This window comes from Roseovarius sp. (assembly GCF_965228755.1).
Classification (GTDB): domain Bacteria; phylum Pseudomonadota; class Alphaproteobacteria; order Rhodobacterales; family Rhodobacteraceae; genus Roseovarius.
On the sequence record NZ_CBDDIG010000005.1, the window covers coordinates 220659 to 234856 of the forward strand.

At 57.3% G+C, this 14198-nt stretch carries 14 protein-coding genes and 1 pseudogene; 6 read left to right on the forward strand and 9 right to left on the reverse strand.

What is annotated here, in order from left to right; translation table 11 throughout:
* Positions 1–36: 36 nt before the first annotated feature.
* Genes ACO07J_RS04370 through ACO07J_RS04385 form a run of 4 tightly spaced genes read right to left on the reverse strand, consistent with a single transcriptional unit; the run spans position 37 to position 3190 of the window.
* Positions 37–1209: a M24 family metallopeptidase gene (locus tag ACO07J_RS04370; protein ID WP_422026680.1), complete on the reverse strand. Its 1173-nt coding sequence runs from the start codon at positions 1207–1209 to the stop codon at positions 37–39.
* A 56-nt stretch (positions 1210–1265) separates the two neighbouring features.
* Complete coding sequence (locus ACO07J_RS04375) at positions 1266–2054, reverse strand: FAD binding domain-containing protein (RefSeq protein ID WP_422026682.1); 789 nt, start codon at positions 2052–2054, stop codon at positions 1266–1268.
* Positions 2055–2081: 27 nt separating this feature from the next.
* On the reverse strand, positions 2082–2567 hold the full coding sequence (locus tag ACO07J_RS04380) for a (2Fe-2S)-binding protein (RefSeq protein ID WP_422026684.1): 486 nt from the start codon (positions 2565–2567) through the stop codon (positions 2082–2084).
* Between the two features lie 29 nt (positions 2568–2596).
* Positions 2597–3190, reverse strand: coding sequence for a helix-turn-helix domain-containing protein (locus ACO07J_RS04385; protein WP_422026686.1), 594 nt, complete (start codon positions 3188–3190; stop codon positions 2597–2599).
* Positions 3191–3713: 523 nt separating this feature from the next.
* Between ACO07J_RS04385 and ACO07J_RS04390 the strand changes: the two are divergent.
* A pseudogene (locus tag ACO07J_RS04390) lies at positions 3714–3806 on the forward strand (ABC transporter substrate-binding protein); the annotation flags it as partial.
* Positions 3807–3872: 66 nt separating this feature from the next.
* On the opposite strand, the gene ACO07J_RS04395 reads toward ACO07J_RS04390, so the two are convergent.
* Positions 3873–4580 carry an IS6 family transposase gene (locus ACO07J_RS04395; RefSeq protein WP_422026688.1) on the reverse strand — a complete coding sequence of 236 codons (708 nt, stop codon included), beginning with the start codon at positions 4578–4580 and terminating at the stop codon, positions 3873–3875.
* Here ACO07J_RS04395 and ACO07J_RS04400 point away from each other — a divergent pair.
* Complete coding sequence (locus tag ACO07J_RS04400) at positions 4464–5738, forward strand: acetyl-CoA acetyltransferase (protein WP_422026690.1); 1275 nt, start codon at positions 4464–4466, stop codon at positions 5736–5738. The two genes, ACO07J_RS04395 and ACO07J_RS04400, sit on opposite strands and share 117 nt — an antisense overlap.
* Positions 5739–5877: 139 nt before the next feature.
* On the opposite strand, the gene ACO07J_RS04405 is transcribed toward ACO07J_RS04400, so the two are convergent.
* The 4 genes from ACO07J_RS04405 to ACO07J_RS04420 all read right to left on the reverse strand — a co-directional run bounded on the left by ACO07J_RS04405 (position 5878) and on the right by ACO07J_RS04420 (position 10037).
* The gene (locus ACO07J_RS04405) at positions 5878–6024 is read right to left on the reverse strand and encodes a hypothetical protein (protein WP_422026692.1); all 147 of its coding nucleotides are present in this window, start codon (positions 6022–6024) and stop codon (positions 5878–5880) included.
* A 197-nt stretch (positions 6025–6221) separates the two neighbouring features.
* Complete coding sequence (locus ACO07J_RS04410; protein ID WP_422026694.1) at positions 6222–6929, reverse strand: IS6 family transposase; 708 nt, start codon at positions 6927–6929, stop codon at positions 6222–6224.
* Between the two features lie 1140 nt (positions 6930–8069).
* Complete coding sequence (locus ACO07J_RS04415) at positions 8070–8777, reverse strand: IS6 family transposase (RefSeq protein ID WP_370276453.1); 708 nt, start codon at positions 8775–8777, stop codon at positions 8070–8072.
* A 66-nt stretch (positions 8778–8843) separates the two neighbouring features.
* Positions 8844–10037 (reverse strand): M24 family metallopeptidase, encoded by a 1194-nt coding sequence (locus tag ACO07J_RS04420; RefSeq protein ID WP_350130215.1) that lies wholly within the window; start codon positions 10035–10037, stop codon positions 8844–8846.
* A gap of 284 nt (positions 10038–10321) precedes the next feature.
* Here ACO07J_RS04420 and ACO07J_RS04425 point away from each other — a divergent pair, with 284 nt between their 5' ends.
* The 4 genes from ACO07J_RS04425 to meaB are packed head-to-tail and all read left to right on the forward strand — an operon-like array spanning position 10322 to position 13947.
* Positions 10322–10924: a TetR/AcrR family transcriptional regulator gene (locus ACO07J_RS04425; protein WP_422026696.1), complete on the forward strand. Its 603-nt coding sequence runs from the start codon at positions 10322–10324 to the stop codon at positions 10922–10924.
* Complete coding sequence (locus ACO07J_RS04430; RefSeq protein WP_350130219.1) at positions 10911–11336, forward strand: cobalamin B12-binding domain-containing protein; 426 nt, start codon at positions 10911–10913, stop codon at positions 11334–11336. The genes ACO07J_RS04425 and ACO07J_RS04430 overlap by 14 nt, the downstream gene beginning before the upstream one ends.
* Positions 11336–13012: an acyl-CoA mutase large subunit family protein gene (locus ACO07J_RS04435; protein WP_350484799.1), complete on the forward strand. Its 1677-nt coding sequence runs from the start codon at positions 11336–11338 to the stop codon at positions 13010–13012. The genes ACO07J_RS04430 and ACO07J_RS04435 overlap by 1 nt, the downstream gene beginning before the upstream one ends.
* Complete coding sequence (meaB, locus tag ACO07J_RS04440) at positions 13012–13947, forward strand: methylmalonyl Co-A mutase-associated GTPase MeaB (protein ID WP_350484797.1); 936 nt, start codon at positions 13012–13014, stop codon at positions 13945–13947. Before ACO07J_RS04435 ends, meaB begins: the two co-directional genes overlap by 1 nt.
* The last annotated feature ends 251 nt before the right edge of the window (positions 13948–14198 follow it).

Sequence of the window (14198 nt, forward strand, 5' to 3'; positions counted from 1 at the left end):
CGGGACGGCGTTCGCGGAGCACCTCGGAAAACAGCCTCACTTGACAAGGAGTTCCGGCTTCAGGTCGGTGAGGCGCTCGATCCCGGTTTCGGTGATGATCAGCGGCATGCTGCAGCAGACACAGCCGATCCCCTCTACATAGATCGCTGGCACCAAGTGAAAGCACATTCCGGATTCCAGAACCCGCTGGTCCTCCGGCATGATCTGCATGACGGCGGGTTCGCCCCAGCCGGGTGCGATGGCCACGCCCAGCCCATAGGCCGCCCGCACGACGAAATTCTCGCCATATCCTTGCTTTTCGATCGCGCGGCGCACGACGCTGTCGGCCTCGTGCGATGTCATCCCGGCACGGATCCCGTCCAGCCCGGCGTGCAGCCCCGCCTCGGATGCCGCCTGCATGCGCAGGATCTCATCAGACGGCTGGCCGAGAGAAAACACCCTGAAAATCGGCACATGATAGGCCTTGTAAGCGCCCGCCAGTTCGGCATTCACGATTTCGCCCCGACCGATCCTCGCGCCGACCCACGAGGCATGGGCGCAATAGCTGCGCGACCCCGCCGACACGAAAGGCAGCATGCCCATCCGGTCCCCGCCCTCGCGAATGGCCCGCGACAGCATTGCGGCCGCGAGATCCGAATCCGCCACGCCCTCTTGCAGGGCCTCGTACCCGGCCTCGACCGCCCGGCTGGCGATCCCGCCGGCCTTGCGCATATGGTCGAGCTCACGGGGGCTCTTTACCCGTCTTTCGTGTTCGATCAGGCCGGTGATATCGTGAAACGCCGCATCGGGGAATAGCGCCGTCAGCTGTTCATATTGTGCGATGGTAAAGAAGAGTGCTGCTTTTTCGATGCCCAGCCGCGCCCGGTCCAGCCCCATGTCCCGCAGGCTGTGTGCCAGAATCGCAATCATGTCCTCCGAGTCGGCAACGCCGATCCCCCGTTTCGCCCACATATGCGGTGCCAGCGCCCTCACATTGCTCATTTCCGTCTTGCGCGTGATCCATAGCGGATCGCCCTTTAGCGGAAACACCAGAAACATGAGCGAATGCGCACAACCGGTGATGAACCCGGTCAGATAGTAATAATTCTGCGGCACGCAGATCAGCAGCGCATCGAGGCCGCGGTCACGCATGCGCGTTCTAATTTTTTCAACGCGCGCCTGGTACTCGGTGTCCGGGAACGGCAGCGCCTCATGCGTTTCGGTTTTCATTTTCCCTCCGGACGATCCCTGGGTTTGTCAGAATGGCGCCCAGCCACCTGTGGGCGCTAACCTGCGGCTGCGACGGCCTGCCGTGCGAGCACGCCGGTCAGATGCGCGCGGTACTCCGCCGATCCGTGCAGGTCCGAAATCATGTCATCGGCTGGTGCAGTCACGTCCTTCAGCACGTCCGCATGAAACCGCTGCGTCAGCGCCGCTTCCGCATCGGTCCAGCGGAACACACCGTCATCCGACGCGCCCGTGACGGCCACGCGGACGCTGTCCGCGTATTGCGCGACGAAAACCCCGACCAGCGCGAACCGCGAGGCGGGTTGCGAAAACTTCTGATAGTTTGCGCGCTCCGGCACGGGAAAGCGGACCTCGGTGATGATTTCGCCGTCATCCAGCGCGGTGGTGAACATGCCCTCGAAATAATCGTCTGCAGCGATTTCCCGCCGGTCGGTCACGATGGTCGCGCCGCTCGCCAGCGCGGCGGATGGATAGCAGGCGCTGGGATCGTTGTTGGCAAGGCTGCCGCCGATCGTTCCCCGGTTGCGCACGGCGGGATCGCCGATCTGTCCGGCCAAGTCGGCCAGCGCAGGATAGGGCGCAGCCGCATCTGCAGCAACCGTGGCATGTGCTGTGGCGCCGCCGATGCAGACCGTCCCGCGAGTGGACCGGACAAAGCGCAACTCTGCGACGCCTCCGAGCGACACCAGCTTTGACGGCATCGCCAGTCGCTGTTTCAGCGTCGGGATCAGGGTCTGCCCGCCACCCAGCACCTGGGCGTCTTCCTGTTTCAGAGCAGCAACCGCCTCTGCGACGGTCTGCGGGCGTTCGAACTCAAAATCGTACATTGCAAACCTCTTGAGAAATCAGGGCGGTCATTCGACCTCCATCGGCGCGACCTCTTGCCCGGAGGCGGCCAGAATCGCACGTATGATGTTGTGATACCCCGTGCAGCGGCAAAGGTTGCCTTCGAGGTATTGGCGTATCTCGGCCTCGCTGGGCTTGGGGTTGTCCCGCAGCAACGCTGCGGCGCTCATGACCATGCCGGGGGTGCAATAGCCGCATTGCAGCCCGTGATGATCCTGAAACGCCTGCTGGATCGTGTTGAGCGTTCCATCCTCGGCTGCCTGGCCTTCTATGGTGATCACATCGGCGTTCATGGCTTCTAGCGCAAACATGGTGCAGGATTTCACGGCCTTTCCGTCCATATGCACCACGCAGGCGCCGCATTGGCTGGTGTCGCAGCCCACATGCGTACCGGTCAGCCCCAGATCCTCGCGCAGAAATTCGACCAACAGCCGGCGTCCCTCGACTTCGCCCGATACCGGTTTGCCGTTCACGGTCATCTCTACCTTATTCATGTGCGCCTCTCTTCTGCTGTCATGTGCCGTCATCCGAACTCGCGCGAGCGGATCACCCAGATAATCTGGGTCTCGGTATCGGCCAGATTGCGGAACGAATGGGGTTGGCTGCTGTCGAATTGAAAGGCGTCACCGGTTTCAAGTTCATGATAATGTTCCCCTATCATCAACTCGAAACGCCCGGCCAGCACCATGCCGCATTTTTCGCCGATACGATGAAAAGGCTCCGGCCCCGAGTTACCCCCGGGGTCGAGCTTGAGCAGAAAGAACTCCAGCTCCGAATTCCGCTCGGGCGACAGTAGTTCCTTCGTCAGCCCGACCGCGTCGAAATACAGCACGGGCCGTTTGTGTCGGCGGGTCACGACATTCTGCTCGCCGGTGCGCGGCTCCGCATCGCTGAAAAAATCCGCAAGAGGAACGCCAAGCGCGATTCGCAGCCGATCGAGAACCTTGATGGAGGGCGATGTACGGCCCCTTTCGATGTGGCTCAGCATGGCGACTGAAACCTGGCTCTGCTTCGACAGCGCGCTAAGCGTCAGGCCTTTGCCGGTTCTCAGGGCGCGTATGCGGTCACCTATGCCGCGCAAGGTCTCTGCGTTGAGGTCGTCCTGTGTCTGTTTCATGGGTCGCCGTATGAATCGTGAAAATGATGCCGTGTAACACCTGAAGTCCTACCGTTATCACAGGACGATACAATTTTTTTCGATAGTTACACAACATTCTTTCTTGAAAAATATCATCATATGAGAAAACAATACTGCCCGAGAGGGGTTGAGAGAGCCAATCTCGCTGAAGGAAGGGCGTAAAATGTCTTTAAAGCAATAGCTTTAGATCGTACTGACCCTGCTTGTGAGAATCGCTGCGCGGCTTGTGATGTTCACTAATAATGAAAACTCTCGCTGATATGAAAAACCTCAGGAGGTTGAAATGTTCACTATGAGAAGAAGAGCCCTCTGCAAGGCGGTGGTTGCCAGCCTTGCGAGTGCGGCCATGCTTGCCCTGCCGGTATCTGCAGAGCCCAAGCGCGGCGGAACCGTCGTCATCACATCTACACCAGAGCCACCAATCCTCACCAATGCGCTGAGCTCGGCGCCGGTCACCAACGAGGTCGCGACCAAGATCTTCGACGGGCTGCTGGAATACGACATGGATCTCAATCCGTTGCCGTCCCTGGCGACCTCTTGGGAAGTTAGCGACGACGGCAAGACCGTGACGTTCAACCTGCGCGATGACGTGACTTGGCATGACGGTGGGAGGAGTCAGACCAAGTCGAACTCGTCTCCACTTGGACAGAGCCACTGTCCTTTAGACGACGCCGAGTTGGCGCCACTCGGCAAGGGCGGCGGTACGGTTCAGCTTGAAGATGTCGCGACTGGAGAGGCTGCGGTCTTGGTTGAAATGGTTGAATACAGAAGAATGAACGGAGGCGAATTTCTGTAGACTTCGCATTCTGCGGAAGCGTTGCATGGCCCGCTCTCGTCGTCGGAATGGCAGGTGTGAATTCTCCGCGCGGTTGTTGAGCCAGCGACCGCAGGACTGCAGATCGCCGCACCCGAGTTCTCTAAGCGCCGCCTGATACGATGGTAGGCGGTCTGTAACCAAGACATCTGGCCGGCCAAATCGGCGCATCAATTTTCTTAGTATTTTCAATGCGGCACGCTTGTTTCTCCGCTTGGTAACGACGCTTTCCAGGACCTCACCCTCGTGATCCACGGCGCGCCAGAGATAGTTGCGCTCACCATTGATCTTCACGAAGACCTCGTCGACGTGCCACTGCCATTGAGGCCATGCACGCAGTCGCTCGGCACGTTTCTTTCGAATCTCGGAAGCGAACAATGGACCGAACCGGTTCCACCAATACCGTACTGTCTCGTGGCTTACCTCGATGCCGCGCTCGTGCAACAAATCTTCGACGTTCCGCAACGAAAGGGGAAAGCGAACGTAGAGCATCACCGCCAGGCGGATGATCTCCGGGCTCGATTTGAAATACTTGAATGGGTCACGTTTTGCCATCCCGAGAGGGTATGGCGCCGATCAGCCAGCCTCAAGCCAAGTTCTTCTGACATGACCATCCAGAGCATGCACGTCGGCAATTTCACGGCTGAGCTCTTCTGCGAGCAAGGTCAGCTCGGCGGGATTGCCGCGTCGCTCCACCCCAGCTTGTCGGGCGTACCCACCAGCAGGCACGAGGCCGCGTGCGCTTCGGGTTCCATAGCTATCCTCTCGGCCATGAGCGAGATTGAGGCCGGCCGCTACGATCTGGTCTGCGTGCTCGGGGTTGAGTACATGCGCAACGTTCCCGGCCGTAAAGCGGCCGAGCATCTGGGCGTTGCCGCCTGGCACGGTCGGGAATGGTCCGACGCACGCTACCTCTGGCCGGCGGCCTTTTCTGACCTGAATGACGCTTACTCCGAGAAATACGGTGCGATTGATTACCGCTACCTAGGCGAGATCTCACGCATCAATTACGAGAACGGCCGGCGCAACCCTAATTCCCAGACCCGCAACTGGACTTTCTCCGAGAGGAGTTTCCAGCCGGACGACGAGTTGAACCCCGCGATTGAGGGCAACGTGCGCCGCAACGATTGTGGGCAAGTCACTGACGGCGCCGCCGTGATATTCCTCGCGTCCGAAGCCCGCGCGCGCGACTACGCGAAGGCACATGGCATCTCCACCGACGACCTGGCGCGAATTGAAGGATGGGGCCACCGCACCGCACCGATGCTTTTCGCAGACAAACTGGAGGAGAGCCGCAACAACCGCTATGTGCTGCCTCAGGTGCGCCAGGCAATTCAGGAATGCTTTAAGCGTTCCGGTATCACCGACACATTCCAGCTCGATGCAATCGAGACGCATGACTGCTTCGCGATAACGGAATACGCCGCCATCGACAGTTTCGGGATTACCGGTCCGGGAGAAAGCTGGAAGGCCATCGAGGAAGGGGTCATTCATTTCAACGGCAAGCTCCCGGTCAATCCATCGGGTGGGCTGATCGGCTCAGGGCACCCGGTGGGCGCGACGGGTGTGCGGATGATGCTGGATGGCTTCAAGCAGGTGACGGGCCATGCGGGCGACTATCAAGTCGAAGGCGCACGTCACGTGGGTCTTTTGAATATCGGCGGCTCGACCACCACAATCGTCAGCTTCGTGGTGGGACCGGCCGAATGGTAATGTCAGAGCGGTCATGTCATTTGTTGATGGCGTGGATGCCCCTTCATACGGCATCGCAATGTGCCAATGTGATGGCGTTGTCACGGTAACTTCAGGTTACCCGAGAAATTGCTTCAGGCCGCATTCAAGCGGCAACGATTTAATGCCAGGCGGCCATCGCATTGGCGCGCGTCTGACGGAGGGTTTGGCGGGAGATCAGGTGGCGTTGCAGGTTGAATTGATTGTAAATGGTAGCGTGGACGGACAGAAACCGCTGCATCGAGCCGGGCGATTTGAAGCGGCCCATTCGCCGTTCTCGTCGGCGTGTTGGTTGATGTGAGACTTCAGCCCGATTGTTCGATCGACCTCCTGTGACATGAAGGTGGTTCAGGCCGAGCTCTCGAAGCGGAGCTGCCAGACGAAGTCGAACCAGTCTCGGCATGGCCAGATGGGTGCTGTCAGACGGATTCGAACTCGTCTCGCCTTGGACAGTAACGCTGCCCTTTATGCGACGCAGAGTTGACGCCACTCTGCGAGAGCAGCGGCTCGGTTCCGTTTGAAATTCTGTCTGCTGTAGAGGCTTCGCTCCGAATTGAACAAGTTGTGGATTGAAGAGTGAACGGCGGCAAATTTCTGTAGACTTCGCATGCGCCGGAAGCGGGACATGGCACGCTCTCGTCGTCGGAATGGCAGGTGTGAATTTTCTATTCGGTTGTTCAGCCAGCGCCCTGTACGCTGCCGATCCGCGTTCCCGATTTCCTTCATTGCCGCACCATAGGAACGCAGCTTGTCGGTGACGATGCGGTCTGGCTGCCCATAGCGCTTCATCAATTTCCTGAGGAATTTCAATGCCGCTTTACGATCGCGACGCTTGGTGACAAAGGCATCGAGAACCTCGCCTTCGTGGTCGACAGCCCGCCACATGTAATGGGTTTCGCCGTTGATCTTCACAAAGACCTCGTCCAGATGCCACTGGTGGTTGGAGTAGCAGCGCATCCGTTGGATCCTGGCTTTGCGGATTTCAGAGGCGAAAAGCGGGCTAAACCGCATCCACCAAAATCGGACGGACTCATGGCTGACATCGATGCCGCGCTCGTGCAGGAGGTCTTCGACATTGCGTAACGAGAGCGGAAATCTGACGTACATCATTACCGCCAGCCGGATGATTTCACGGCTTGTTCGAAAGTAGCGAAACGGATTGGGCTTACTCATTCAGGAAGGGTAGGGGCCAGCGAGGTCGCTCGCAAGCTCATCCCTCTGACACTGCCTTTCGAGAGCTTTTCGAACTCGGCGCGGTGCGTCTTTGATTTTGTCAATCTCGACCCAAACAACTTCCACTGGCGGGAAGGGATCATTTGTGCCGTGGCTCGGCGTCGAGTATTTGATGTGAACAGACATGGTCTCTCCGTACGCGATGTTGATTTCTGCGATGGAGAGAAGCGCCCTGGACGGCATGCTTCGACCATCGCGTTCAGGGCGATGAAGTCGGAAGCTTGCTGTATTCGAGCTTCGAGTTTTGTACCTTTTCAATCGCAAGATTGCCCGAAGATGTCAACAGCTAAAAATAGCGTAACTTATTGAACATAGTAGACAAACGGCCTGAAGGTCCTTAGTAATGTCCTCACAGTTTGGGCTGGACTTGGCGCGCGAACAGAGCGTCATTGCCATCAGGGCGATGCGGTTCGAAGGGCGGTTGTGAATGGTCGGAACAGGTAGGGTCTGTGCCTTGGGCGGCTCGCTTCTGGCAGATGCCGGCGTGCGACACGGCGCATGCGCTGAGGTATAAAGAATGCTAATCGCCGGCAAGGGCCCGACACGGAAACCGGTCATAAGCGCGCTTCGGCGGCCCGCCGCAATCTGTCAAATCGGCAGAATGGTGATCTTCGATCTGCCGAGGTTCGCGACGTGCCTGCGCCAAGAGTACTTGAGAGGAAGGCCGGCGTCCACCTTGGTTGACCTTCAAAGAGCTCCAGAAAGTAAGCCTTGACCATTCCCTGCAAATTCCCTGCTCGGACAGCCAGGGAATTTCTCGTAACTGCCTGATATCACGAAGCGTTCCTCGGGTTTTTTCTCGTTGTTCGATGAAATTTGAGAAATTTCCCTGCAAAATTCCCTGCGACCAGGGAAATCTCAGCAAAACCGAAGCGCGCCATTTGGCCGACTGAGACGCGGCCCGATGTTGCGCGGGAAATCAGGGAAACGGTGCGTCTCTGTTTTCAGATGCCGTCTGCAAGACCCGGAAAACACACGGGAATTCACAGGGGAAATGCACACGGGAAATGAGACTGGTCTGGGTGGCGGTGCTGTCAGACGGATTCGAACTCGTCTCGCCTTGGACAGTAACGCTGCCCTTTATGCGACGCAGAGTTGCCGCCACTCGGCGAGAGCGGCGGCTCGGTTCCGTTTGAAATTCTGTCTGCTGTAGAGGCTTCGCTCCGAATTGAACAAGTTGTGGATTGAAGAGTGAACGGCGGCAAATTTCTGTAGATTTCGCATGCGCCGGAAGCGGGACATGGCACGCTCTCTTCGTCGGAAGGGTAGGTGTGAGTTCTCGATCCTATTGTTCAGCCAGCGCCCTGTACGCTGCCGATCGGCGTTTCCGATTTCTTTCATCGCCGCCCCATAAGAGCGCAACTTATCGGTGACGATGCGGTCTGGCTGCCCGTAGCGTTTCATCAATTTTCTGAGGAATTTCAATGCGGCCTTGCGATCGCGACGCTTGGTGACAAAGGCATCAAGAACCTCGCCTTCGTGGTCGACGGCCCGCCACATGTAATGGGTTTCGCCGTTGATTTTCACGAAGACCTCGTCGAGATGCCATTGCCAATTCGAGTAGCAGCGCATCCGTTGGGCCCTGGCTTTGCGGATCTCAGAGGCGAACAGCGGGCCAAACCGCATCCACCAAAAGCGGACAGACTCATGGCTGACGTCGATCCCGCGCTCGTGCAGAAGGTCCTCGACATTACGTAACGAGAGCGGAAATCTGACGTACATCATTACCGCCAGCCGGATGATTTCACGGCTTGTTCGAAAGTAGCGAAACGGATTGGGCTTACTCATTCAGGAAGGGTAGGGGCCAGCGAGGTCGCTCGCAAGCTCATCCCTCTGACACTGCCTCCACAGGCCCTAGAAGAGCTGTTCAGCCGAGACAGAGATCAGTTTCCGCTCCGTCAACGTAAGCAATCGGCAGTGGTCATCATTTACCAGGATCATGTCCTCGAGCTTTATCATCCCGGATTCAGCGTCGCAGACGTGGAGTTCGATGGCGAGAACCATGCCGGCAGTGATATCGTCTTCGCCTCCGCGGGACAAAAAAGGCGGTTCGTTCAAGTCAAGGCCGACACCATGACCGACGAAATGCGCCATACTGCCATCAGAAAACTTGAGGAATGGGTCGAGTATGCCCGCACATTCTGCGTGATAGCGGGCACGTTCAAAGACTTCTCCTGAGGTCATGCCAGGCGAGATATCTGAAATTAGCTCATCCGAAACCCACAGGAGGGCTTGGTGTAACTCAAGGGTTCTTTGCGATGGTTGCCCCACGCAATATGTACGTGTTTGATCCCCATGATATCCCCCGACGCAAGTAGGGATATCAACTATGACCAAGTCTCCAGATTGAATTGTACGGTGCGACGCCCCGACTGGGATTGCTGGAGTCAATCCACATCCCGAAACTGTAAATACGACTCCGCTCATTTCTTGACGGTTTTGTCCGGAAGCTAACGGTCCCCGTCCCATCGTGAAGTCCGTTTGTCGAACAAAATACACGCCTTCGTGTCCCGCACGGCGTTGTCCGTCCTCTACGATTGCCGACGCTTCGAGTTCGGTCATCCCTGGCCGCCATAATTCCAACGCCGCTCTATGACCCGACTCCAGCGCTTGAGCAGCTCTTTCAATGTACGCTATCTCCAGTGCGTCTTTGCTCATTCTCTGTTTGAGGATGTCGGACGAAACATCGACGATCTGAGCCGGTTTTAGGACTTCGCGGATTTTTCTATAATCCGGAACAGTCATTACATCGAGCTCAGCGCCGATTTCCATGTCGCGTGTGATCTCTCCGAGGCAGTCGTGCGCAATATCGGCAAATCTGCTTTTCTTGGAAATTCGGTCGCGTGGAAGGGTGCAGTGTCGCTGGGCGAAATCTAGTCCGGATCGAAGGAAGAAATGAAAAGTACTCGGGGAAACGAAGAGCCATCCCGGCTGAGAAGTCCCTGTGAAATAGAAAATGTCTCTGCTCAAGTGAAGGAAGGCGGCTGCCAGGCCTCGCTGCCGAAGTCTCTGCTGTAGTGCGGTAATCCTCTCACTATGGGCGGTCATTCTTCTCTCCTTCATCGGCGTTGAACTTTGAGAGTTTTGTTTCTCCAAGCAGCACCAGATTGTCGTCATGCAGAATTGAAAGGCAACTGTACCGGTAAGAACGTGAGCATTGAGGTGGCAGGCGCTGTTGGCGCAGCATAGGGCCGCCCAGCCTGCGACTTGTTAAGGCGTTGCCACATGGATTTCTCCAGAAAGTCGTTCCTGAATTTCATCGCAAAGTAAGCGTTGACTTAATCTAGGAGCCGACTTAAGAAAACATATGTTTGTTTAGTTAGGCTTGTCAAATGACAATCGCGACACGCTCCAATAATCGTCTCGAGTTTCTGCTCGAAAGTTCGGCTGAGCTTTTTTCGAAACGCGGGTATCAAGCTACGACGATGCGGGACATTGCTAAGAAATGCGGAATGCTTCCGGGTTCGACCTACTACCATTACCCAAACAAGGAGGCTTTGCTCGTAGCAGTCTATGAAGAGGGCGTGAGGCAGTTGAGCGAACGCGTTCAACGCGAGATTGCACCAGCTTCCGACCCATGGGACCGGTTGGAGCTTATGCTCGCTGCGCATATAGACATGATTATCGAGCCGACGGCCTATGCCAGTGTGATCATCCGCATCTTGCCAGACGACGTGCCCTCGGTGCGTGATGATCTCGTCCGGCTGCGTGACAAGTACGAAGTTGTCCTTCGTGATCTCTTGGGTGCGCTTCCGTTGGCCGAAGATGTGGATAGTCACCTGCTGAGACTTATTCTGATCGGGGCGGTCAATCACATCCCTGTCTGGCACAAGCCGGGCGGGGAGAGCCCTAGACAAATCGCGCGGCAACTAATTCGGGTTCTTTGCGGCCCCATTCAAACACATCTGGGGGAGAACAATGATGTCCTATCCTGAACGCGTTCTGGTTACGAAAATCGGATTTGACGGGCATGACAGAGGCAGTCGAGTTGTGGCGGCGTATCTGCGCGACGCGGGGATGGAGGTGATTTACACCCCGCCGTGGCAGGAGGTCGCGGCAGTGGTGAAGCTCGCGATGCAGGAAGATGTCGATGTCGTGGGCGTAAGTTCGCTCGCGACCGATCATCTTATCATGCCGGATCTGATCGCCGCGCTACGCGAGGCGGGCCTAGGACATGTTCGCTTGATCGTGGGCGGAATTGTCCCGCGAAACGAACAGCCCGAACTGTTATCCGCTGGTGTCAGCGCGATTTTCAGTCCCGGCGCAACTAGCGAAGAGATTGTCAACACTGTCCGCACATTGGCCGTTGAGGCACGTGCGGCGCGCGAAGACGCGGAGGTCGTGTAATGCCCAAAACAGCTTCAAACACCAATGCTGCAAGCCTGGAAAAGATGCAGGCAGGCTGGAAGGTTCGCTACGACGGCGAGATCGGTCGGGATCGAACTGTCGTGAACCGATCAGGCATCGAAGTGCGTCCGCTCTACACGCCGCTTGACTGGTCAGATTCACGCTACGTCGAGGACCTCGGCATGCCGGGCGAGCTACCCTACACGCGGGGCATTTATAACACCATGCACCGGGGACGCACGTGGACGCAGCGGCAGCTCATCGGGCTGGGTACTCCGCAGGACTACAACAAGCGCGTCCGCATGTTGCTTCAACAGGGCGCGTCAGCGATTAGTCTTCTGCCTTGCAACTCCGGATTCCGCGGGATCGACTGCGATGAGAGCCCGGTTCCGCTGCTCGGTACCTGCGGTACAGTCATCAATACGGTCGACCACATGGACGCCGCGCTTGACGGTGTGCCGATCGACGAGATCTCTACAGCAATGAACGATCCCACGCCCTTCACGCTTTTCGCCTTCTTGCTTGGCGTTGCGAAGCGCCGTGGCGTGCCATTCGACAAAATCACCGGCACTGCGAACCAATCCGACTACATCTCGCATTTCGTAGCCAATCACATGTTCTACCGTCTCAGCCAGCCCGGTGCACGGCGCGTGTTCGTGGATCACGTCAAGTTTTGCCGTGAGCATGTTCCTAACTGGAACCCGGTGTCGGTAGTGGGTCAGCACATGCAACAAGCCGGCGCGACGCCAGCGGAAACCATGGGGCTGACGCTATCGACCGCGATCCAGTACGCAGACGATTGCATCGAAGCCGGGATGGATCCCGACAGAATCCTGCCGCGCTTCACCTATTTCTTCGACATCTCCATTAGCTTTTTCGAGGAGGTGGCGAAATTTCGAGCTGGACGACGCATCTGGGCGCGTATTGCACGTGAGCGCTATGGCGCTAAGGATCCTCGATCGTGGAGGTTTAAGTTCCATGGTCAGACCTCCGGCGTGGATCTAACGCAACAACAGCCCCTTAACAACATTGCGCGAGTGACTGCGCAGGCGATTGCAGGAATCTTCGGAGGTCTGCAATCCATGCACACCGACGGGTTCGATGAGGCGATGGCTTGTCCAACAGAAGACGCAGCGCGTATCGCCGTCGCAACCCAAAACATCCTGCGCGAGGAAGCGCATCTGTGCGATGTGATCGACCCTTTGGGCGGCTCTTATTATGTAGAGTCGCTTACCAACGAAATGGAAGAGAAGATCCTTAAAGTCATGGATGTGATCGAGGATGCGGGGGGCATGTATAAGGCCTCGGACGCCGGGATCGTGCAACGCATGATTGGCAAGTCCGCGTTGGAATATCAGAACCGGATCGAGACTGGTGCTGAGGGCGTGGTAGGCGTGAATTGTTACAAGTCCGAGATCGAGGACCGAGAGGTTGAGACATATCGGCCGAACCGCAAGGCAATGGAGGCCCAGGTCGCGGCGTTTAAGGCGTTCAAAGCTAACCGAAACCAAGCTGCGGTAGACATGGCGCTGAACAAATTGGCACGCGCAGCAAACGGCACTGAGAACGTTTACGAGAAAGTTGTGGAAGCTGCAGATATCGGTGTGACCCACGGTGAGATCATTGCGTGCCTTCGCGGTGAGTTGGGCTTTGGCCACCCGCTGATGGTCGCCTGATGGCAGACAACCGCAAGGCAAAGCTTGAGGCGCTTGTTGAAAGGCTCCGCGCGGGCGATCCGCGTGCTCTGGGTAGGGCACTGACAATAGTTGAAAATGGCGGTGCTGCTGCCATGGCCCTGACCGAAGCGCTTTCCGGTTCATTTGGTAAGGCTCTCATCGTGGGTTTCACTGGTCCGCCGGGCGCCGGAAAGTCGACGCTTGTCGATACTTTGATCCATGAATGGCGAAGAGAGGGGCGTTCAGTAGCTGTGCTGGCCGTGGATCCGGTGAGTCCGGTCTCGGGTGGCGCCGTTCTGGGAGACAGGACGCGCATGGGCGCGCATAGCCTCGACGATGGCGTTTTCATCCGTTCAGTCTCCGCGCGCGGCCATCTCGGTGGCCTATGTGCAGCGGCCCACGACATGGCAGACGTCATGGATGCCGCAGGTTGGCCATTGATCCTGATAGAAACGGTCGGGGCAGGGCAGTCGGAGACCGAGATTGCTCAGGTCGCTGACTTAAGCGTTGTGGTCTGTGCGCCCGGTCTTGGTGACGAACTGCAAGCGATCAAGGCGGGGATCCTGGAAATTGGGGATATTCTCGTGGTGAATAAATCGGATCGGGAGGATGCGGACGAGACTGCCAAGCACCTCGAGGGGATGCTTTCGCTCCGTTCCGGCCCAAAGAGAGAGGTTTCCGTACTGAGGGTTTCCGCGTCAACCAGAAGTGGCGTTTCTGCCCTAAAGGATGCGGTTGATCAGCGCCTCACTACAGCCGGTGCCGATAGACAAAACAAGCGCACCGCACGTAAGAGAGTGCTCGCCGTTCAACGATTTGCAAACCGTATTACTGCCGGAATCCCTGACGAGGATTTCGCGGCGATGGGGGCAGTAGAGGTGGATCGGGCCATAATGCGTGCGATCGGTTCAATGTCCATAGAGACGGAGGAATGAATGACACTTGAAAATGATTGGACGCTCCGGGCTACGGGCCATCATGTCCTTGATTTTCCGGCATCTGTATCGGGACGGGGTCGTGCGCAAAAAACTGGTCTGCAGGAAAGTACACTTTGGAAGTTTCGATTTGTGGGAGTTGATTGGTGCTATGTGCCGCCTAGGAGACGGCATCTCGAGCAAGACCGTGCGCACGAGACCGATAGTGGCGATGTCGGAGCTGTGATCTCTACCGGGTCCGGCCGTGGTGA

What these genes read in the sequence shown, in the direction of transcription:
- ACO07J_RS04395 (WP_422026688.1), bottom strand. Translation starts at nt 4,580, where the DNA reads ATGGCAAAACGTGACCCATTCAAGTATTTCAAATCGAGCCCGGAGATC.
- ACO07J_RS04415 (WP_370276453.1), bottom strand. Translation starts at nt 8,777, where the DNA reads ATGAGTAAGCCCAATCCGTTTCGCTACTTTCGAACAAGCCGTGAAATC.
- ACO07J_RS04410 (WP_422026694.1), bottom strand. Translation starts at nt 6,929, where the DNA reads ATGAGTAAGCCCAATCCGTTTCGCTACTTTCGAACAAGCCGTGAAATC.
- ACO07J_RS04375 (WP_422026682.1), bottom strand. Translation starts at nt 2,054, where the DNA reads ATGTACGATTTTGAGTTCGAACGCCCGCAGACCGTCGCAGAGGCGGTT.
- ACO07J_RS04380 (WP_422026684.1), bottom strand. Translation starts at nt 2,567, where the DNA reads ATGAATAAGGTAGAGATGACCGTGAACGGCAAACCGGTATCGGGCGAA.
- ACO07J_RS04370 (WP_422026680.1), bottom strand. Translation starts at nt 1,209, where the DNA reads ATGAAAACCGAAACGCATGAGGCGCTGCCGTTCCCGGACACCGAGTAC.
- ACO07J_RS04435 (WP_350484799.1), top strand. Translation starts at nt 11,336, where the DNA reads ATGCCCAAAACAGCTTCAAACACCAATGCTGCAAGCCTGGAAAAGATG.
- ACO07J_RS04425 (WP_422026696.1), top strand. Translation starts at nt 10,322, where the DNA reads ATGACAATCGCGACACGCTCCAATAATCGTCTCGAGTTTCTGCTCGAA.
- ACO07J_RS04420 (WP_350130215.1), bottom strand. Translation starts at nt 10,037, where the DNA reads ATGACCGCCCATAGTGAGAGGATTACCGCACTACAGCAGAGACTTCGG.
- ACO07J_RS04430 (WP_350130219.1), top strand. Translation starts at nt 10,911, where the DNA reads ATGTCCTATCCTGAACGCGTTCTGGTTACGAAAATCGGATTTGACGGG.
- meaB (WP_350484797.1), top strand. Translation starts at nt 13,012, where the DNA reads ATGGCAGACAACCGCAAGGCAAAGCTTGAGGCGCTTGTTGAAAGGCTC.
- ACO07J_RS04385 (WP_422026686.1), bottom strand. Translation starts at nt 3,190, where the DNA reads ATGAAACAGACACAGGACGACCTCAACGCAGAGACCTTGCGCGGCATA.
- ACO07J_RS04405 (WP_422026692.1), bottom strand. Translation starts at nt 6,024, where the DNA reads ATGGGCCGCTTCAAATCGCCCGGCTCGATGCAGCGGTTTCTGTCCGTC.